General features: G+C 72.6%; 20 protein-coding genes. 9 read left to right on the forward strand and 11 right to left on the reverse strand.

Going from position 1 to position 19478, the window contains the following annotated elements; genetic code table 11:
* Positions 1-38 precede the first annotated feature (38 nt).
* Positions 39-692, forward strand: coding sequence for a metal-dependent transcriptional regulator (locus DWB68_RS17150; protein ID WP_119424661.1), 654 nt, complete (start codon positions 39-41; stop codon positions 690-692).
* Positions 693-869: 177 nt separating this feature from the next.
* Here the strand turns inward: DWB68_RS17150 and DWB68_RS08235 are convergent, their stop codons facing one another.
* Positions 870-2753, reverse strand: a complete 1884-nt coding sequence (locus tag DWB68_RS08235) for a S1C family serine protease (protein ID WP_119424662.1) — start codon at positions 2751-2753, stop codon at positions 870-872.
* A gap of 215 nt (positions 2754-2968) precedes the next feature.
* On the opposite strand from DWB68_RS08235, the gene DWB68_RS08240 reads away from it, so the two are divergent.
* Both DWB68_RS08240 and DWB68_RS08245 read left to right on the forward strand, forming a co-directional pair.
* Complete coding sequence (locus DWB68_RS08240) at positions 2969-4210, forward strand: NRAMP family divalent metal transporter (RefSeq protein WP_119424663.1); 1242 nt, start codon at positions 2969-2971, stop codon at positions 4208-4210.
* A 7-nt stretch (positions 4211-4217) separates the two neighbouring features.
* On the forward strand, positions 4218-5054 hold the full coding sequence (locus DWB68_RS08245; protein ID WP_119424664.1) for a putative hydro-lyase: 837 nt from the start codon (positions 4218-4220) through the stop codon (positions 5052-5054).
* A gap of 152 nt (positions 5055-5206) precedes the next feature.
* Here DWB68_RS08245 and DWB68_RS08250 read toward each other — a convergent pair whose 3' ends face one another.
* From DWB68_RS08250 to DWB68_RS08270, 5 genes are all read right to left on the reverse strand, one after another.
* On the reverse strand, positions 5207-5860 hold the full coding sequence (locus DWB68_RS08250) for a GntR family transcriptional regulator (protein WP_325048556.1): 654 nt from the start codon (positions 5858-5860) through the stop codon (positions 5207-5209).
* 118 nt (positions 5861-5978) lie between these two features.
* Positions 5979-6839, reverse strand: a complete 861-nt coding sequence (locus DWB68_RS08255) for an NAD(P)H-binding protein (protein ID WP_119424666.1) — start codon at positions 6837-6839, stop codon at positions 5979-5981.
* 139 nt (positions 6840-6978) lie between these two features.
* Positions 6979-8733: an acetyl/propionyl/methylcrotonyl-CoA carboxylase subunit alpha gene (locus DWB68_RS08260; protein ID WP_119424667.1), complete on the reverse strand. Its 1755-nt coding sequence runs from the start codon at positions 8731-8733 to the stop codon at positions 6979-6981.
* Positions 8730-10517 (reverse strand): 5-oxoprolinase subunit B/C family protein, encoded by a 1788-nt coding sequence (locus DWB68_RS08265; protein ID WP_233548686.1) that lies wholly within the window; start codon positions 10515-10517, stop codon positions 8730-8732. The genes DWB68_RS08260 and DWB68_RS08265 overlap by 4 nt, the downstream gene beginning before the upstream one ends.
* Positions 10514-11275: a LamB/YcsF family protein gene (locus DWB68_RS08270; RefSeq protein WP_119424668.1), complete on the reverse strand. Its 762-nt coding sequence runs from the start codon at positions 11273-11275 to the stop codon at positions 10514-10516. The genes DWB68_RS08265 and DWB68_RS08270 overlap by 4 nt, the downstream gene beginning before the upstream one ends.
* A gap of 135 nt (positions 11276-11410) precedes the next feature.
* On the opposite strand from DWB68_RS08270, the gene DWB68_RS08275 reads away from it, so the two are divergent.
* Complete coding sequence (locus DWB68_RS08275) at positions 11411-11950, forward strand: hypothetical protein (RefSeq protein WP_119424669.1); 540 nt, start codon at positions 11411-11413, stop codon at positions 11948-11950.
* A gap of 105 nt (positions 11951-12055) precedes the next feature.
* On the opposite strand, the gene DWB68_RS08280 is transcribed toward DWB68_RS08275, so the two are convergent.
* A complete protein-coding gene (locus tag DWB68_RS08280) occupies positions 12056-12814 on the reverse strand; it encodes an SAM-dependent methyltransferase (RefSeq protein WP_119424670.1) in 759 nt (252 codons plus the stop codon).
* A gap of 128 nt (positions 12815-12942) precedes the next feature.
* Here DWB68_RS08280 and DWB68_RS08285 point away from each other — a divergent pair, with 128 nt between their 5' ends.
* Positions 12943-13422: an anthrone oxygenase family protein gene (locus tag DWB68_RS08285; protein ID WP_119424671.1), complete on the forward strand. Its 480-nt coding sequence runs from the start codon at positions 12943-12945 to the stop codon at positions 13420-13422.
* Between the two features lie 63 nt (positions 13423-13485).
* On the opposite strand, the gene DWB68_RS08290 is transcribed toward DWB68_RS08285, so the two are convergent.
* Positions 13486-14127: a D-alanyl-D-alanine carboxypeptidase family protein gene (locus DWB68_RS08290; RefSeq protein ID WP_119424672.1), complete on the reverse strand. Its 642-nt coding sequence runs from the start codon at positions 14125-14127 to the stop codon at positions 13486-13488.
* A 262-nt stretch (positions 14128-14389) separates the two neighbouring features.
* The gene (locus DWB68_RS08295; protein ID WP_119424673.1) at positions 14390-14866 is read right to left on the reverse strand and encodes a DUF805 domain-containing protein; all 477 of its coding nucleotides are present in this window, start codon (positions 14864-14866) and stop codon (positions 14390-14392) included.
* A 211-nt stretch (positions 14867-15077) separates the two neighbouring features.
* Between DWB68_RS08295 and DWB68_RS08300 the strand changes: the two genes are divergently transcribed.
* Together DWB68_RS08300 and DWB68_RS08305 are read left to right on the forward strand one after the other, a co-directional pair.
* Complete coding sequence (locus DWB68_RS08300; protein WP_119424674.1) at positions 15078-15326, forward strand: DUF4287 domain-containing protein; 249 nt, start codon at positions 15078-15080, stop codon at positions 15324-15326.
* A gap of 126 nt (positions 15327-15452) precedes the next feature.
* Entirely contained in the window at positions 15453-16037 is a 585-nt protein-coding gene (locus tag DWB68_RS08305) for a VanZ family protein (RefSeq protein WP_119424675.1), read from the forward strand.
* A 3-nt stretch (positions 16038-16040) separates the two neighbouring features.
* Here the strand turns inward: DWB68_RS08305 and DWB68_RS08310 are convergent, their stop codons facing one another.
* Both DWB68_RS08310 and DWB68_RS08315 read right to left on the reverse strand, forming a co-directional pair.
* Entirely contained in the window at positions 16041-16484 is a 444-nt protein-coding gene (locus DWB68_RS08310) for a hypothetical protein (protein ID WP_119424676.1), read from the reverse strand.
* Positions 16481-17782, reverse strand: coding sequence for an MATE family efflux transporter (locus tag DWB68_RS08315; protein ID WP_119424725.1), 1302 nt, complete (start codon positions 17780-17782; stop codon positions 16481-16483). The genes DWB68_RS08310 and DWB68_RS08315 overlap by 4 nt, the downstream gene beginning before the upstream one ends.
* A gap of 291 nt (positions 17783-18073) precedes the next feature.
* On the opposite strand from DWB68_RS08315, the gene DWB68_RS08325 reads away from it, so the two are divergent.
* Positions 18074-18520 carry an SRPBCC family protein gene (locus DWB68_RS08325; RefSeq protein ID WP_119424678.1) on the forward strand — a complete coding sequence of 149 codons (447 nt, stop codon included), beginning with the start codon at positions 18074-18076 and terminating at the stop codon, positions 18518-18520.
* 127 nt (positions 18521-18647) lie between these two features.
* Positions 18648-19469 (forward strand): class I SAM-dependent methyltransferase, encoded by an 822-nt coding sequence (locus DWB68_RS08330; protein WP_119424679.1) that lies wholly within the window; start codon positions 18648-18650, stop codon positions 19467-19469.
* Positions 19470-19478 lie beyond the last annotated feature (9 nt).

The raw sequence follows: 19478 nt of genomic DNA on the forward strand, positions 1-19478 counted from the left end.
TGCCGACACGTCGGGGCACCCCCGGTACCCTGAACACCGTGGAGATCGACGACATCACGCCCGTGGCGCAGGACTACGTCAAGGCGATCTGGAACGCCACCGAGTGGGGCGAGCCGCCCATCACCACCAAGGCCCTCGCCGCGCGCTTCGAGACGAGCGCCCCCAACGTCTCCGAGACGCTGCGCCGCCTCGCGCGCCAGGGCCTGCTGATCTACGCGCCATACAAGCCGGTCGAGCTCACCGAGGAGGGCCGCCGCCTGGCCCTCGTCATGGTGCGCCGTCACCGCCTCCTCGAGACCTTCCTCGTCAACACCTTGGGATACGGCTGGGATGAGGTGCACGACGACGCGGAGCGGCTTGAGCATGCCGTGACCCGCCGCTTCATGGAGCGCATCGATGCCCTCCTGGGGCACCCGGTCGCGGATCCCCACGGGGATCCGATCCCGCGGGAGGACTTGACGGTCCCTCACCCGGAGGACGCGTGCCGCCTCGCCGACGCGGCGCCGGGCAGCTACCAGGTGCTGCGCATCAACGACGACGATCCGGCGATCCTGCAGCGCCTCGAGGAGTGGGGCGTGCGCCCGGGCACGCGCGTGGTTATCGCCGCCAACGGCGCGGCGCTCACGGGCGCCGGCCAGCCGCTCGACGAGCCGGCCCTGGAATCGATCTACGCACGGCCGCTCCCGGCCTGAGCCCCGCCCGGGCGAGGCGCCCGCCTCACCCTGCCCGGCGCCGTCGGGCAGTGACGCGCACCAGCCAGACAACACAGCGACGCCGGGTCGTCTCCCCTCAAGAAGGAGACGCCCCGGCGTCGCTGTGTTCGCCCGGCCCGGGCGGTCGGCCTACACTCCGGCCGCGGACCGGGAGGCTTAGTTCACCGAGGACTCGCCCAGCGTGACCGTGGCCGACTTCTGTGCGCCGTCGGAGTTCAGCCAGGTCAGCTCGACCTTGTCGCCCGGCTGGTGCCCGGCCAGGATCTCCTTGAGCGCCGCGTACGACTTCACGGACTGACCGTCCAGGCCGATGATCGTGTCGTTGGCCTTCAGACCCGACTTCGCCACGGCGCCGCCGTCGATGATTTCCTGCACGGTCACGCCGTAACCGCCACCCACCTGACCGGTGTCGGAGGAGAGCACCGAGATGCCCAGGGCGGCGCCGCGGCCGATCTGGACGGTGTCGGAGGACTGGCCGTTCTTGATCTGCTCGGCGATCGAGAGCGCCTCGGAGATCGGGATCGCGTAGCCATCCACCGTGGCGGAGGTGTTGCCGGAGGACGCGGCGGTGGTCATGCCGACCACCTCGCCGGCGTCGTTGACAAGCGCGCCGCCGGAGTAGCCCGGCACCACATCGGCGTCCGTCTCGATGAGGTTGCTGAGCTTCTCGCCCTCGGAGGTTAGCTCCGACTGCGTGGTGATGGACTGCTGGGTCGCCGTGACGGAACCGCTGAGCTTGCGCAGGTACCCCTCGCCGGAGGCGTTGCCCACGGCGTGGACGGTGTCACCCTTGCTGACGGAGCCGGAGGCCGTCTTGACGGTCTGCAGGCCGGAGGCGTTCTCCAGCTTCAGCAGCGCGACGTCGTGTGTGGAGTCGCGGCCCACCACGGTGGCGGTGTACTTCTTGCCCGTCGTGGAGTCGGTGACCTGCACCTTCGTGGAGGCCTCGACCACGTGGTAGTTCGTCAGAACGTAGCCGTCCGAGCTCAGGATCATGCCCGTGCCCGCGCCCTCGCCGCCGTTGAGCGTCGTGTCGATCATGACCAGGCCAGCCAGGCCGGAATCCAGCTTGGTGCCCTCCTCCACGGAGGAGTTGTTCCCCTGGTCGGTGGAGCCGTTGCCGTAGTCGCCGTAGGGCAGCTGCTGGAAGCGGCCGCCGCCGTCGGTGCCGTTTGAACCGTCGGAGCCGTCGCTTCCCTGGCCGTCCTGCGAGCCGTCGAAGGGGCTGATGCCGTTGCCGTTCTGGGAGTTTCCGTTCTGCGAGTTCCCAAAGGGATTGTTGTTGTTCTGGGCCTCGGCCTGCGCCTGCCCCTGCTCGATGCCGGCCTGGTGCCCAAACGCCCACCCGGGCACGGCGCCGAGCGTCACGGCGAGGGCGAGCGCGGCGCCCGCGGCGCCGAAGCGCAGGGCCTTGCGCTTGCGCGGGCTCATGGGCGCCTTCGCCGCCGGGGCGGCCTGGCTCCACGCCTGCGGGTAGGCATAGGGGTTCGACTGCTGCTGGCCCGGCGTCGCCTGCGGCGCCGTGGTCCAGGGGTTCGCGTAGGGGGCCTGCTGGCCCCAGGCGGTGCCCGACGGCGCGTGTTCGGACTGGGTGCCGTGGGCCGCCTGGGCGGCGGGGGCGTACGCCTGGGCCTGCGGGGCCGCGGGCTCCGCGCCGGTGGGGGCCTGGATGGGCTGCTGGTAGGGGGCAGCCTGCGCCGGCTCCTCGATCACGCGCTGCGGTTCGATGCGCTGTGTGGGCCCGGTGGGGAGCACCATGGGCTGGGCCATGGGGCGGGCGGCGTCGCCGGCGGCGGGTCCCGGCTGGGCCGGGCCGGCGGCCTCGGCGCCGGGGGTCGCCTCCAGGCGCTGCGTGGCATTCGGCTGTTGCACTGCTTCGGTGGCCGGCTCCGTGCCCGAGGCGGTCGACTCCGCCGGGGCTGCCTGCGCCGCGGCGCCGAGGCGCTGCGTGGCGGCGCTCTGCGCTGCCGCCTGCTCCGGCGCGGCCTGGGCCTCGGTGCCGTTGTCCTGGGGCTGCCCCTGCTGGTTCTGCTCGTTCATGATGTCCCTCCTGAAGAACTTCTTGAGAAGAGTTCACCGGCCCGGCCGTTGAACGCTGTGTGGCCTCCCTGTGCCGATCCTGTGACCGCCAGGATCCCGCGACATGACGGCTAAGCGCAAAGTTGTTCAACAATTTCTTGCCCAGATTGTTCAACAACCGATAGAGTCCACCTCACATCACCCTGTGACACCGCTCACCCGACGCAAGGATTCCCATGACGTCCTCTGCACCCACCCCGAAGGCCTCGACGGGCCCCGAAGCCAAGAAGCCGGGCGCCTCGCACCGCACCGCCCTTCTCGGAGCCATGTTCCTCATGTCCACGAGCGCGATCGGCCCTGGCTTCATCACCCAGACCAGCGAGTTCACCGTGAAGCTGGGCGCCGCCTTCGCCTTCGCGATCCTCGTCTCGATCCTCGTGGACATCGCGGTGCAGCTGAACGTGTGGCGCGTCATCGGCGTCTCGGGCCTGCGCGCCCAGGACCTCGGCAACAAGGTGCTCCCGGGCGTTGGATGGGTGCTCTCCGCGCTCGTCTTTGTGGGCGGCCTCGTCTTCAACATCGGCAACGTGGCCGGCACGAGTCTCGGCTTCAACGCCATGACGGGCCTCGACCCCAAGCTCGGCGGCGCGCTCTCCGCGCTCATCGCCATCCTGGTGTTCGTTTCCAAGAAGGCGGGCGTGGCCCTCGACCGCATCGTGGTGGTGCTCGGCGCGCTCATGATCCTGCTCATGCTCTACGTGGCGATCGTCTCCGCCCCGCCCGTGGGTGAGGCCCTCAAGAACACGGTGCTGCCGGAGAAGATCGACTTCCTCGTCATCACCACGCTGATCGGCGGCACGGTGGGCGGCTACATCACCTACGCCGGCGCCCACCGCATGCTGGACTCCGGCGTCAAGGGCGTGGACGCGGTCAAGGAGATCTCCAAGACTTCGATCCTCGGCATCATCGTCACGGGCGTCATGCGCGTCCTGCTCTTCCTCGCGATCCTCGGTGTGGTGGCCGGCGGCATGGCCCTCACGAGCGACAACAAGGCGGCCGAGGCCTTCCAGGCGGCCGCCGGAACCATCGGCCTGCGCATGTTTGGCGTGGTGCTCTGGGCCGCCGCCCTCACCTCGGTGATCGGCGCAGCCTACACGTCCATCTCCTTCGTCACGAAGCAGACCACGGCCCCGCGCACCCGCAACTGGCTCACGATCGCGTTCATCGCCGTCTCCGCCGTCATCTACCTGCTCATCGGCAAGGCCCCGCAGACCCTGCTGATCTTCGCCGGCGCCTTCAACGGCCTCATCCTGCCGATCGGCTTCGGCGTGCTGCTCTACGCGGCCTGGCGCCGCCGCGATCTGCTCCACGGCTACAAGTACCCGGCGTGGTTGCTCATCGTGGGCGTCCTGGCCTGGGCCCTGACCGTCTTCCTGGCCGTCCAGTCCATCAGCGGCATCGCCGCTCTGTTCAAGTGAGGCACCCATGACCCACGGCACCCAGCCCGGCCCCGCGGCGTCGGGCACCCCCACCGCCCCCGCGGCGCCCGGCCGCCTCTCCCCCGCCGAGGCCCGCGCGCTCTTCCGCGCGGGGCTCGTCACCCCGACGGCCGGGTACAGCGACGGCTACGCCCAGGCCAACCTGCTGATCGTCCCGAAGGCTCAGGCCTTCGACGTGCTGCTTTTTGCCCAGCGCAACCCCAAGGCCTGCCCCGTGCTTGGCGTCCTGGACGCCGGCGAGACGAGCTCCGAGCTCCTGGCCGGCGGCGACATCCGCACCGACGTGCCTCGCTACACCGTCTACGAGGACGGCGTGCTCGTCGACTCGCCCACGGACTTGGGCGCCGTGTGGCGCGAGGACCTCGTGACGTTCATCCTCGGTTGCTCCTTCTCCTTCGAGGCGGCGCTGCGCGAGGGCGACGTGCCAGTGGCCCACATCGAACAGGGCGTCAACGTGCCGATGTTCCGCACCAACCGCGCGTGCGCGCCCGCCGGGTCCATGTCCGGCCCGCTCGTGGTCTCCATGCGCCCCATCCCCGCCTCCCAGGTGGCCGACGCCGTGCGCATCACCTCGCGCTACCCTGCCGTCCACGGCGCGCCCGTGCACGTGGGCGACCCGGAGGCGCTCGGCATTGAAGACCTCTCGCGCCCCGATTTCGGTGATCCGGTTCAGATCGCCGCGGGCACGGTCCCCGTGTTCTGGGCGTGCGGCGTGACGCCGCAGGCGGCGGTCATGCAGTCCAAGCCGGCGCTCGCGATCGGCCACGCACCCGGCCACATGCTGATCACCGACCTCAAGAACTCGGCGCTGCAGCTGCCGTAGGCGGTCCGTTCGCTTTTTCCGCGTCCTCCTGGACTTTCCGAGCACTCGAGTGCACGGATCGTTCAGGAGGGCGCGGTTTTTCGTGGGTGGGGCTGGAAGCGCCGGGCCCGGCTCCGCGGCCCGGTTTCGGTGCACGACGACGCCCGGGCGCCTCAGGCGCGGGCGTCGCGTTCCAGGTGCCCCAGGAGTTCGGCCTCCGCCTGGTCGAGGTACTCGCGCATCGTCTCGGCCGCCTGCGCGCGCTCGCCCCGGCCGAGCAGCTCCACGAGCCGCGCGTTGAGCAGGACGTACTGGGTGTGGAAGTCGGGCTGGTCGTGCATGGCAAAGAAGACGAGGCGCATGCGGGCCAGCACGCGCTCCATCATCTCGGTGACCCCGTCGGAGGCGTTGAGCCCCACGATGATGCGGTGCAGCTCCTGGTTGGCGGCGGCCATGGCCGGGACGTCCGCGCGTTCCTTGGCGGCCAGCGCGCGGGTCACGATCGACTCCATGCGCTCCACGGTGCCCTCGGGCACGGGTGCCCAGAGCAGGGCCGCCGGCTCCACCACCCGGCGCACCGCGTAGATCTCCCGCACGCCGTCGGCACCCGGCGAGGCAACGAAGACCCCGCGGTTGGGGATGCGTTCCACGAGGCCGTGCGCGGCCAGCGCGGTGAAGGCCTCGCGCAAGGTGTTGCGGGAGACCTCGAGTTCGCCGGCGAGCTGCTGCTCGGCGAGCTTGGCGCCGGGCAGGAGGGTGCCGGCCTCGATGCGCTCGCGCAGGCGCTGGGTCACCCAGGAGGTGGTGTGGGCGTGGGGTGCGTTCACCCTCACAGCCTCCCACGAAGCGAGTCGACTGCCCGCCATCGCGACGCCGTGCCTCGGGGCCCGCACGCCTCCGGCCGCCGGGCGTCGGGCCGCAGCGCGCCGCCCAGCGAACCGCGCCTCAGCCCCGCTCGCCCCGGCCGGCCCACTCCCGCACCGTCACGGGATCGATCGTCACGGGCTCCACCCCGCCTGCCGCGCCGATCACCGCCTCGCCGCGGGGACCGCCGGGGATCAGCCCGCCGGAGGCGATCGCCTTCCCGAAGAGGGGTAGCTCCCAGACAACGCGCGGGCGGCGGCCGCCCACCGTGCCGCGCACGGCGGCGATGCTCCGCGCGAGCTCCGCGCCCGTGGCGACCTCCGGCCCGCGGATGTCCACGGATCGGACCGGCGGAAGGGTGTCCTCCGCCGCGTCCCGTTCGGCCGTCGCGGCGACGAACTCGGCCACGGAGGCCGCGCTGACCGCCGCCATGCGCATGGTTGGCAGGAGCGCGGCCGGGCCGAGGGGGATCATCGAGACCATCTGGTCCACGAGCTCGAACCACTGCGTCGAGTGGACAATCGTGGCGGGCGCGCCCTCGGCGGCGCGGCCCGTGGCGGCCGCCGTCGCCGCGTCCACATAGGCCGCCTCCTGCTCCGCCTTGCCCGCGTAGTAGCCGTGACGCCGGTGCACCTCGGGCTCGGAAGCCCCGGCGATGGAGACCACCACCACGCGCTTGACCCCTGCGCGGGCCGCCGCCGCCGCCACGGTGCGCGCGGTCCCGCCGAAGAAGGCGCGCGCCTTCGTTGCACTCATCCCCTGGAAATTGAGCGCGTCCACGACGACGTCCACGCCCGCCAGCGCGGCGTCGAGCCCCTCGCCCGTGAGCGCGTCCACCCCGTCGCGGCGCCCCAGTGCCGCCACCTCGTGCCCGCGTTGCCTCAGCGCTCCTGCCACCAAGGTGCCGAGCGTGCCGCGTCCCCCCAGAATCGCCATGCGCATGCGGGGAACGCTAGCACCGGCCGGCCGCCGCGACGCAGCGGCTCGGCGCCAACGAAAAGTCACGCCCTCCGCGTTTCCTCACCGTCCAGATCCCGGTGAGAACGCGCGGAGGGCGTGAGAGAACGCGGGCGGGGTGCAGCTATTCGACGCGAGCGAGCTCCTGGCCGCGGCGCACGGCCTCGCCCGCGGCGAGCGGGGCCAGGCGCACCACGCCGGAGCGCTTCGCCGTCACGACGGTCTCCATCTTCATGGCTTCGACGGCGGCGATCGGGTCCCCCGCCTCCACCGCGGCCCCGTCCCGGACCTTCCACGCGGCCAAGGTGCCGTCCACCGGGGCCGTGACCGAGGCGTCGTCGGGCGCTGGGGCGCCCTGGCCCGTGCCCGACGGCGCGGCCTCGCCACCCAGCCCCGCGCCGGCCTGGGCGGCGACGCCCAGGAGCGAGGTGAGGGCGGCGGGCAGGCCCAGGCGCACGGCGCGGCCGTCCACGTCGATGGTGAACTCGGCGCGCGAGCCGTCCGGCGCGAGCGCCACCTGGTCCGATGCTTCGAGGCGCGCGGTGAAGTCGCGTTCGATCCAGCCCGTGTCCACGCGGTAGGGCTCGGAGGTGAAGTCCTCGTCGCGCACCACGGCGCGGTGGAACGGGAGCACGGTCGGCAGGCCCTCGATGCGGAACTCGTCGAGCGCCAGGCGGGCGCGCTTGAGCGCCTGCTCGCGGTTCTCGCCCGTGATGATGAGCTTGGCCATGAGCGAGTCGTACTGCGGCGGCACCGCGTCGCCGGCCAGCACGCCCGTGTCGAGGCGGACGGCGTGGCCGAAGGGCGCCTGGAAGCCCGTGACCGGGCCCGGCGTGGGCAGGAAGCCGAGGGCCGGGTCCTCGGCGTTGATGCGGAACTCGAAGGCGTGGCCGATCGGCTCGGGGTCGCGCTCCAGGGAGAGCCACTCGCCCGCCGCGATGCGGAACTGCTCGCGGACCAGGTCCACGCCCGTGGTGGCCTCGGTGACCGGATGCTCCACCTGCAGGCGCGTGTTGACCTCGAGGAAGGAGACGAGGCCGTCCGCCGCCACCATGAACTCGACGGTGCCGGCGCCCACGTAGCCCACCTCGGAGCAGATGCGGCGCGAGGCCTCGTGGATGGAGGCCCGCTGCTCCTCGCTCAGGAACGGCGCGGGGGCCTCCTCGACGAGCTTCTGGTTGCGGCGCTGCAGCGAGCAATCGCGCGTGCCGACGACCACCACGTTGCCGTGGGCGTCGGCCACGACCTGGGCCTCGACGTGGCGCGGGCGATCGAGGAAGCGCTCAACGAAGCACTCGCCCCGACCGAAGGCCACCACGGCCTCGCGGGTTGCGGAGTCGAAGGCGTCCTGTACGTCCTCGAGCCGGTGGATCACCTTCATGCCGCGGCCGCCGCCGCCGAAGGCCGCCTTGATGATGATCGGCAGGCCGTGCTCCTCGGCGAACGCGCGCACCTCGGCCGCCGTGGAGACCGGGCCGTCGGAGCCGGGGGCCAGCGGGGCGCCCACGCGCTGGGCCAGCTCGCGCGCGCTGACCTTGTTGCCGAGCGTGCGGATGGCATCCGGGCCGGGGCCGATCCACGTCAGGCCGGCGTCCAGGACGGCCTGCGCAAAGTCGGCGTTCTCGGAGAGGAAGCCGTAGCCGGGGTGCACGGCGTCCGCGCCGGAGCGCTTGGCCACGTCCAGCAGCTTGGCGATGTCCAGGTAGGTCTCGGCTCCCGTGCTGCCGTGCAGCGCGTACGCCTCGTCGGCGAGGCGCACGTGCAGCGCGTCGGCGTCCGGGTCGGAGTAGACCGCCACCGAGGACAGGTTGGCGTCCAGGCAGGCGCGGATCACGCGCACGGCGATCTCGCCGCGGTTGGCGATGAGGACCTTCTTCACTTGGCTGCTCCTTGGGTGGCGGCGGTGGCGGCGGGGGTCGGGGGCGCCTCGAAGAGGCGGAGGCGGACGGGGGTGCCGGGCGGCAGCTGCGCCGCGAGCGCGACGTCGGCGGGCAGCACCACCGCGATGACGGGGTAGCCGCCGGTCACGGGGTGATCGGCGAGGAAGAGGACGGGCAGGCCGGAGGGCGGGACCTGCAGCGAGCCCGCGACGACGCCCTCGCTCGCGAGTTCGCCCCCGCGGATCCTGGCCAGCGGTTCCTGCTCGCCGGCGGCCGGGTCGAGCTCAAGGCGAGCGCCGACGCGATCCGACTGCGCCGTCACGCGCCAGGCCGTGGATTCAAGGGCGGCAAGACCCTCGGGGCCGAACCAGTCGTCGCGCGGGCCGGGGATCGCGCGGAGGGTCACGGCCTCGCCGGGGTTCGGGAGGGCGGTCGCGGCCGGTTCCGGATGCCCGACGACGCGTCCGGGCTGGGGTGCCAGCACGGCCAGTTCCTGCCCGGCCGCGAGGGGCGCCGGGCCGAGGCCCGAGAGCGTGTCGGTGGAGGCGCTGCCCAGTTCCGCGGGCGCGGCAAAGCCGCCGCGCACGGCGACGTAGCCGCGCAGGCCGGCCGCCGGGGCACCGAGCGTGAGCGTCTCGCCGGCGCGCAGGACAAAGGGCGCCAAGGGCTCGACGGCGCGGGGCACGGCAGGGCGCGAGCCGTCGGCCGGGGCCACGCTGGCCGCGCCGATCGCTCCGGTCAGCGCCAGCACCACGGTGTGCTCGGCGCGCAGCGCGAGCCCGCCGAGGAGGGTCTCGAGCACCACGGCGCCGGCCGGGTTGCCGACGAGGCGGTTGGCCTGCGCGGCGCTCGGGCGGTCGGCGGCGCCGGAGACCGTCACGCCGAGGTCGCCGCGGCCTGGGCGGCCGAGATCCTGGAAAGCGGTAAGCAGCCCCGGCGAGAGGACCGTGAGGGCGGGCGACGCGGCGGCCTTTGTCCCGGCTTCTGGCGTCTCGGCGGCGAGCGTGCCGGCGGGCAGATCGGCCGCGGGCCGTTCCGCCTGCGCAGCCGGTGGCCCGGCGGACGCCTGAGTCTCCCCCGCGCTCGCGGCCGCGGCCTCCGAGGTGACCAGGGCGGCGTCGCGCAGCGGGACAAAGCTGACCACGTCGCCGGGCGCGATGAGCGCCGGGCGCTCGCGGGCGCTGTCCCACAGGACGGCGTCGGTGGTGCCGAGCAGCTGCCAGCCGCCGGGCGATTGACGCGGGTACGCGGCGGAGAAGCGGCCGGCGAGGGCCACGGATCCGGCGGGGACGGCGGTGCGAGGGGAGCTGCGACGGGGCACGTCGAGCACCGGGTCGCCGCCCGTGAGGTAGGTGAAGCCGGGGGCGAAGCCGCCGAAGGCACCCGTCCAGGGCGTGCCCGTGTGTGCGGCGATGACGCCCTCGACGCTCAGGCCCGTGAGGCGCGCGAGCTCCTCGAGATCCTCGCCGTCGTAGCGGACGCCGATCGTGTGGGCGCGGGGCGCCGCGGCGGCGGCCTCGCCGGGGCGGCGTTGGCCCACGCGCCGGGCGGCGGCCGCGGCGTGCTCGGGGGTGTCGAAGCGCAGGAGCACCGTGGTCGCGGCGGCGAGCGCCTCGAGCTGCCCGGGCAGCGGGCGGGCCAGGAGCTCGGCGTGCCAGGCCATGGCGGCGGCGAGGCCCTCGACCTCGAGGAGGAGGGCCGAGGGGCCGGCGGGGAGGAAGCGCGGGGCTGCCCGCGGCGCGCCCGAGCCGGGCACGGCGCCGTCGTGCTGGTGGGGGCTCACGCGGCGAAGCTCTCGATGCGCACGCCGGCGCCCTCGAGGCCCGCGCGCACGGCGGCGGCGAGGCGCACCGAGCCCTCGGTGTCGCCGTGCAGGCAGATGGACTGGGCGTTCGGGCGGATGAGCGTGCCGTCCACCGCCTCGAGCACGCCCTCGGCGGCGAGGCGGACCATGCGCTCGGTGACGAGGGCTTCGTCGTGGAGGACGGCGCCCGGCTCACGGCGGGAGACGAGCGTGCCATCGGGGTTGTAACCGCGGTCGGCGAAGGCCTCGGAGACGCCGCGCAGGCCGGCATCCTCCGCGAAGATGAGGGCGAGGGAACCGGGAAGGAGCAGGAGCGCGAGGTCGCGGTTGAAGGCCCTGACCCCGTCCACCACAGCGCGGGCGTGCGCCTCGTGGTGGACGATCGTGTTGTAGAGCGCGCCATGGGGCTTGACGTACGTGACCTTGGATCCGGCGGCGCGGGCCAGGGCGTCGAGGGCTCCGATTTGGTAGAGAACGTCGTCGGCCAGCTCGGTGGGGGTGGCGTCGACGAAGCGGCGGCCGAAGCCGACGAGGTCGCGGTAGGCGACATGCGCACCGATGGCGACGCCGCGCTGCGCGGCGGCCCGCGCGGTGGAGGCCATGTGGCTCGGGTCCCCGGCGTGGAAGCCGCAGGCGATGTTGGCGCTCGTGACCGACTCGAGAATCGCCTCGTCGTCGCCCATGCGCCAGGCGCCAAACGACTCGCCGATGTCGCTGTTCAGATCGATGACGCTCACTGTGACCTCCGTTACCCGATGTGCTGGCTCAAGCATGCACGAACACGCCGGATTGTTCAACAATCTGACCGGCGTGACTCGGGGTCTCCTCCGCCCCGTGTCCGGCGGGTGCCACCCTTTCCGTAGACTTGGGTAATGGAAAAGCGTCGCGAGGACAGCAACTCCGCCACCACGGCCGACCACACCGAGCTCGAGCAGCACGCCGAGCGGCTGAAGGAGCGCGTGTACGTCACGTTCACCTCGCTCGCTGTGCTCATGGCCCTCTCCTCCCACGCGCACGAGGAGACGCCGGGTAAGGCGGCGCTCACGCTCTTCATCACCGTGGCCGGCGTGCTCCTGGCCTCCTTCTGCGCCGACCTCGTGGCCCACACCGTGGTGCACCAGGGCCTGCCCCACCGGGACGAGCTGCGCCACCTCCTGCGCGTCACGGGCGGCGCCCTGAGCGCCGTGACCGTTCCCCTGCTGCTGATCGCCGCCGCAGGCCTGGGCTGGATGCACCTCACCACGGCCCTGCGCGCCGGCCAGATCGTCCTGGTCGTGACCCTGGGCCTGCTCGCGTGGATCGCCCTGCGCCGCGTCCGGCTTCCCCTGTGGCAGCGCCTGCTGCTCATCGGCGTGCTGACCGCGATCGGCGTGGCGGCCGTGGCGCTCGAGCTGCTGGCGCACCTCTTCTAGCCGTACGGTCCCTCCGGTCCGGGGCGTGGGGCTCACCGCCGGTGCCCGACGGCGCGGGGCCGGGTCCCGCCGGCGGGCGGGCCCGGGGCAGTCCGCCCAGTCCGCTCAGTCCGCGACGAGCGTGAAGTACGCCAGGCCGAGGACGCCTCGGTAGCCGTTGAGGTACCGCTCCCGCTGCTCGCCGAGCTGGGTCCGAACGTCGTCAGCGTCCGGGTGGTCTCCCTGATGCCCCTCGAGCCAGCGCTCCAGGCGCCGCACAAAGCCGGCCTCAAAGGCGTCCCACTCCTCCCGACTCGCCTCCTCCACACTCTCCACGGTGAACCCGTGGGTGCTCGCCAGCGCGGTGAGCGCGTCGAGCTGGAGGTATTCGTCGTCGCGGCCGCTCAGCGCTGCGGTGGCGGCGGGCGTCGGCGCGGCCGACCACACCGCCTCGCCGTAGATCAGACGCCCGCCGGGGCGCACAAGACCGCGCAGCGCCGTCAGGGCCGCCGCGTAGTCCAGGGGCTGCGCCGCCTCCACCGGGAGTCCCCACACGTGTGAGGCCCCGATGCACACCACGGCGTCGAAGCTGCCAGTGATCTCGCGCCCGTCCCTGGCCTCGAAGCTCACCCGCTCGCCCAGGCCGCGCGACGCGGCGCGGCGGCGGGCCTCCTCGAGCCGCTGGGGTTCCAGATCGACGCCCAGGCCTCTCGATCCCGGCGCCGCCTCCGCCGCGCGGAGCAGGAACTCACCCCAGCCGCAGCCGATGTCCAGGAGCGTGCCGGGCCGTGCCTCGGCGAGGTGCGCGACGAGACCCGCCGCGCGTTGCTCCGAGAGCGGCGAGAGGAAGGTCAGATCGTCGTACAGCGGCGGCAGCTCAACCATGATCGCGAGGCTACGGTGCTGCCTCCTGGCCCGTCGAGCACCTTCTCGGGCATGAGGCCTGGACGCTTGGCCCCCGCGCTGCTTGACTCGGGAGCGACCGCCACCCCCGAGCCCTCCGGGAGCGCTCCGTGTCCGTTCTGCTTGTCATCGCCGCGTGGTGTGCCGCCGTGCTCGGCCTCGTCCCCGCCAGCGTGTACTTCCACTTCGCCAGCTCGGTGATGCCGCGGCTCGCGCGGCGCCCACCCGTCGAGGCGACGCTCGAGATGCAGCGCTTCAACCGCCGGGCGCTGCTGCTGCCCTTCCTCATCCCGTTCTTCGGGGCCGCGCTCGCAAGCGTGCTCGTCCTCGTCTGCGCATTCTTTGTCCCCGCGCGGTGGGGCTGGGTGGCGGGCACCGGCGCCGTGCTGCATCTCGCGAGCTTCCTGATCACCGTGGTCTACAACGTGCCGCGCAACGAGGCGCTCGATCGACTCGAGCCCCGCGATCCGCGCGTCCCGGCGGCCTGGGCGCAGTACCTGCGGGAGTGGAGCACCGCCAACCGGCTCCGGGCGTCCTTCGCGGTCCTGTCGATCCCCGTGCTGCTCACCGCGGCGCTCATGCGGCCCTAGACAGACCCGACTCGCGCGACAGGCCCGGCGCACGAGGCGGGCCCGGGTACCAGCCTGCGTACCTCAGCGCGCGTCGACCTTCGGCTCTGGGCAGACATCGCCCTCGCGCAACTCGTAGTGCCACGCCTCGTTCGCGTAGGTCCGGCACAGCCCGAAGCGCTCGGAGTTCCGCGTCATCCACACCGCCGCCGACGCGGGCCCCACGTCCGCGGCCGAGCGGTGGACGTGTTCGGACGTGTCGGGGGTCTTGACCCAGCGCAGGGCCACGTTGAGGGTGCCGTGCCTCTTGACGGCGTCGTTGAGCAGGGCCTGCTGATACTCGGCCGTGCGCCAACCGGAGGTCAGCCAGAAGTCGCCGACGCCCTCGTCGGCAGCGGCCCGCGCCGCCTTCTGCACGGCCTGGCGCAGCGGTACATCCAGCCCGGCAACCGCCGCGTGCGACTCATCGAAGGGATCCACCCTCGTGTCCCTCACCGCCGCCTTGACCGCCTCCGAGGGCGCGGCCTCGCCGCGTCCCTTCCCCGACCCCGACCCCGATCCGGAACCCGAGCCGACCGCTTGAGCCGACCGCCCGCCGTCGTTCGTTGCCGCTTTGTCCTTGAGGGCCAGGAAGCCGATGCCTGCACCGATGATCAACGCGAGAATCACGGCGACGCCGATGCTGCGGGCGATCCGGGTGCGGGCTGGAACGTCGAGTTCGCGCATGGTGACCTCCTGGTGTGAACCCCGGTGGTGGGGTCCTTCCAGGCTCCCGCTCGGGAGGGGTCACGCGCGTCGGACAAAAGAACGAAACCCGGGGCACCGCATGGTCCTACGGGTGGACGTCGGGGTGGGCCCGGGGGTCCAGTCGGGCCCCGGCTAGAGCGCGGAGAGGTTAGTACCCGCGGTACCGGTTCGCGACATCAAAGCGCGCGCCGCGCGGCTTGGGGTTCAGGCAACACAGGATGAAGACCACGAGCGAGCCAAGTTAGGGAACGAAGCTGATGCACCACAGCGCGCCGGACAGGTCGGTGTCGTGCAGGCGTCGCCAGGTCAACGCCAGGTGCGGGACGATCGTCCCGAGCGAGAACGCGACGATCCCGATGATGAGGAAAACGGTAAACGGGTTCGTGTCCGGTCCCTGCTCGAGTGAGTCTTCCTGGACTCCGAGAGCACGTAAGGCAAACGCGAACGCCCCAAAGACGAGGAAGCCCGCCAGCTGCACCCACAGGAACTCGCTCTGCGACGCGCGCCCGTCGAACGTGGCGTAGTTCTTGAAGAAGCGCTTGATGGCCTGCCCCATCGTGGCGCCGCGCAGCGGAAGGGTGAGGTCGACCGGGTCGGCGGCGTCGCGCGCTTCCGGGTAGCCGGGCGTCACGGCGTAGGACGGGGGGTACGGCTGGCCGTACCCCTGGCCTGCGTAGCCGGGCGCAGCGGGGTCACCGTAGCCCGGCGCCGGGGGCACCGCCCCGGACGACGGCGGGGCGTCGCCTCCCGCGCTCGGCCAGCCCGGCGCCGGGCTCAGCGGAAGCCTCGGACGCCGTTTCGGCGGCCTTGTCGAGTTCCCTGCGGTCTTCGTCCGAAGTGCTCACGTTCGTCCCCCCTGGCGTCGATGATCGGCACCATGGTGGCACACCCCTCCCCCCGGCCGTCCGCCCCGTGCCACACTTGCCCGCATGAGCGAGCCCCGCGTTGCAGCCCCCGTCATCGATCCGGACAACAAGCCCAAGGGCCCGGCGTCGTATTTCCCGTCCATCGAGAAGACGTACGGGAAGCCCATGCAGGAATGGCTTGACCTCGTGGTGGAGCGCCTCGACGGCGGGGCCAAGCACATGGAGGCCGTGGCCTGGCTCAAGGAGGAACACGGCCTGGGCCACGGGCACGCCAACGCGATCGTCGGCTACGTCAAGAACGCGCTGGCGTAGCTCATGGAGTCCGAGCGAAGCAGCGCGGAAGCGGTCAGGACACCGGCCTCAGCCACCGGCCGGAGCGAGCGACGCGCTCGGCGTCATCTTCGACCCCGAGGAGGAGCGCTCGCCTAGGGTCGGCTGATGTCCAACATGTTGTCGGTCTTCGGCTGGCTGATCGTTCCCACGCTGGCGCTCTGCGCGCTCCTAGCGGTCATGGTCATCCTGGTGAGACAGCGGCGACCGCTCGGCCGCCGCCCATCCTGGTCGCTCACCATCGGGTTCTGGTTGCTGTGCAGCTGGGCGCTCTGCGTCCTCGTGCTCACCTTGCTCTCCGGGACCGGCTGCTTCGACCCGGAGGCGCTGATGTGCCCGAGCGCGTCGTTCACGCTCTTCGAGGGCTGGCTGGATCAGGAGGGCTGGAACCCCGTTGCCATCAGGGAAACAGGCCTCAACGTCGCGCTCTTCGTCCCGGGCGGATTCCTTCTGCGCTGCGTGTCGAAGGCCGCGTCGTGGAAGCTCGTCCTCGGCCTGGTGTTCGGCGGGCTGGGCATCGAGCTGCTGCAGGCCCTCCCCCTGGTCGGCCGGGTCTTCTCGTTGACCGACATCGTGGCCTACGCGCTCGGCGCCGTGGTGGGCGTGGGGCTGGGCGCGCTCCTGCTCAGCGGGATCCGGGCCGTGGCGAGACGCCCGGCGACGGGTGGCCGTGCGCCTTCCCAGCCGGCGTAGCGGCTAGCGCCCCAACGCGCGCCGGAGCTCCCCAACGTACTGGTCCCGATCGAAGACGAAGCGCTCGGGGAAGCCGGGCACGGCCAGGTCCTCGACCACGAGGTCTGTTCCGGCCGGTTCGAGCCCGTCCTCGTCGATCCACTGGAAATCGCTCCACGTCACGGTGCCTTCGGCCCAGATCACCCTCGCGGCGACCGCCCCGCAGCCGAGGTCGCCGCACTGCGGGCAGACGGCCAGCAAGACGGTGTCGGGCAGCGCGGCAGGACCCTCACCCAGTTGGGATCGCACCCAGCTGGCGTCCACGCCGCCGGGCCAGCCGTGCCTCACGGCATCGCTCAGCGACACCCCATCCACGCGCAGATCCGGCACCACCGACAGCGGCGGGATGTACACGCGCAGGCGACGATGTCCCGGCGCCGACCAGCCCTCGGGCATCGCCCCGGTCACGCCGCCCCCACGCGCATCCACCGGTCGTCGCGCACGCGCCACGACAGCGTCGCCGCCCGGGCCAGCATGTACACGAAGAACGCCGCCCACACCCAGCCCACGGCCTCACCCGGCAGCGGCAGGAACGCCACGAGCGCCAGCACCGGCCAGTAGAACGCGAGGTTCACGAGCCCCGCGAGCGCGAGGTAGCGGGCGTCGCCCGCGCCGATCAGCACGCCGTCCAGCACAAAGACGAGCCCGCAGATGGGCTGCTGCACGGCCAGCACCAGCAGCCCGATCGTGGCCGCGTGCCACACGGAGGGATCGCCGGAGAAGCCGCGCGGGATGATCCACGCGAGGGCCGCCAGGAGCGCACCGGTCAGGACGCCGAACCACAGGCCCCAGCGCATCATGGTGCGGTTCAGGGCGCGCGTGCGGTCAACGTCCCCCGCACCGAGCTCCTTGCCGATGAGGCTCTGGGCCGCGATCGCGAGCGCGTCCAGGGCAAAGGCCAGCGTGGAGAAGAAGGTGAAAACGAGCTGATGCGCGGCGAGCGTCACCGTGCCGTGCGCCGTCACGACCCAGACCGTGGAGAGGATGGCCGCGCGCAGCGAGACGGTGCGCAGCATGAGCCAGCCGCCGGCGCGCGCCGAGGCCCGCAGGCCCGCCGCGCTGGGGCGCAGCCCCACGCCCTCGCGGCGCATGCGCGGCAGGAGCAGCGCCAGGTAGACGAGCGCCATGAGCCACTGCGCGATCGACGTGCCGATCGCCGAGCCGGCCACCGAGAGCCCCGCCCCGTACACGAGCGCGAAGTTCAGTACGATGTTCACGGCGAAGCCGCCGCCGGCCACGATGAGCGGCGTGCGCCCGTCCTGCAGGCCGCGCAGGGTGCCCGTCGCCGCCATGACCAGGAGCATCGCGGGCACGCCCGGCATGGACCAGCGCAGGTAGTCGACGGCGTAACCCAGCGCCGCGCCATCGGCCCCCATGAGCCCGGCCAAAGCCGGGGCGGCCACCCAGCCGAGCGCCGCGAGAACGAGCCCGAGCGCGAGGCCAAGCCACACGCCGTCGCGCCCCGCGGCGAGCGCCTTCGGCAGGTTTCCGGCGCCAAATTGGCGCGCCACGGCGGGCGTGGTGGCGTAGGCGAGGAAGATCATGAGGCCCACGGCGGTCTGCAGGACCGTGGTCCCGAGGCCCACGCCGGCGAGCTGGTCCACACCGAGGTGGCCAACGATCGCGGTGTCGGCGAGCAGGAACAGCGGCTCGGCGATGAGCGCGCCGAGCGCGGGCACGGCGAGCGCCAGGATCTGGCGCGTCAGGCCGGGGAAGCGCTGGTTTTCACTGCCCGACGACGGTGGGCTGGGCTGGGCGGGGACACTCACCACCCGAGCCTAGCCAGGCCGGGTGCGCCGCCGGTACCCGGCGGGTGCTGATGACCCCCCAAGGCGCGCCTTGCCCCCCGCCTCGGCCGCCCGGGCCCCCGCCGGGCCCCAGCCTGTCCCCTCTCCGTGGTGACCTGGCGGTCCGCGAGGCGGGAGCAAGGGGTGACCGGGTCGCCGTCGTGCCCTTAGCCTGGGGGTCCACATCTGCGTTCTCAACGAGGAGACACCATGACCGGCCTGACGCCCGAGGGCATCGAGATCGACCGCGACATCGCCGCCCCCGCCAGCCGGGTCTTTGAAGCCTTCACCCGCGCCGAGGACTTCGCCGTGTGGTTCGGCACGGACCAGGTGAACGTCCCGGCCGAGGAGCTGGACTTCGTGGCCGAGCCGGGCCGCGAGTGGCGCGCCACCATGGTGCTGCCGGACGGCAACCGCATCCATTGGACGGGCGAGTTCCGCGAGGTCACGCCGGACACCCGCGTGGTCTTCACCCTCACCGATCAGCCGGACGATCCGGCCCGCGCCGAGGTCCGCGTGGAGCTCACACCCTTCGGCGAGGGCACCCGCGTCCACGTGGAGCAGGACACCCCCGGCTTCCCCGACGACGCGAAGCGCGCCACGATCGCCGGCTACGAGGGCTTCCTCGACACCTTGCAGCGCCTCGTCACCGCCTGACGGGGCGCCGGCCGGGGCGGGGGCGCGCTCGCTCCAGCGCGCCGGGGAATTTCGAGCGCCCTGCTCGTATGTCGTTCCGTGTCACGAACCCTTGGCTCGGCCCGTCACACGCGGCAAAAATCGCGTCATGACGACGCTCGTGGATTCCCCCACCAACGCCGCGGTGAGCCCCCTCACCGCGGCCGGCGCCCGCGCCGAGCTGGCAGCGACCTTCCTCGGCAACGGCGCCAACTACGACCGTTACCGCCCCGGCTTCCCCCTCGAGACGGTGCGCCGCGTCGCCGCCGCCCGCGGCGGATTGCTCGGGGACGTCCTCGACCTCGGCGCCGGGACGGGCAAGCTCACCGAGCTGCTGGTTCCCCGCGCCGATGCCGTCACGGCCATCGACCCCTCGGCCGACATGCTGGCCCAGCTCAGCGCCAAGCTGCCCGCCGTCGACACCCGCGTGGGCCTGGCCGAGGATCTCCCCCTCGCCTCCGGCTCGGTGGACGTGGTCACGGTGGCCCAGGCCTTCCACTGGTTCGATCGCGACGCCGCCTCGGCCGAGATCGCGCGCGTGCTGCGCCCGGGCGGCGTCCTCGCGATCGTGTGGACCGTCCCGGATCCGCGCTGCGCGTGGGATCGGGCCTGCTATCGCCTGGCCCATCCGCCCCGTGACCTCGGGGACGACGACGGCGCGCTGGCCTTGGGCGGCGACGTGCACACCCCGGCGCTGCCCGGATTCGAGACGCTGCGCGGCGAGCGGCTGCGCTGGAGCGAGCACCTCACGCGCAGCGACTACCTGCAGCGCTGGGGCACCGTCAGCACGCTCCTGGCCTCCTCGGAGGAGCAGCGCGCCGCGACGCTCGCCGGCATGGAGGCGATCCTCGACGCCGATCCGGACAGCGCCGGGCGTCAGCTCCTGAAGGTCCGCCACATCACGGAGGTCATCACCTACCGGGTGCGCTGAGCGCGGCGC

The sequence above is a fragment of the Galactobacter valiniphilus genome, from assembly GCF_003575975.1.
Classification (GTDB): domain Bacteria; phylum Actinomycetota; class Actinomycetes; order Actinomycetales; family Micrococcaceae; genus Galactobacter; species Galactobacter valiniphilus.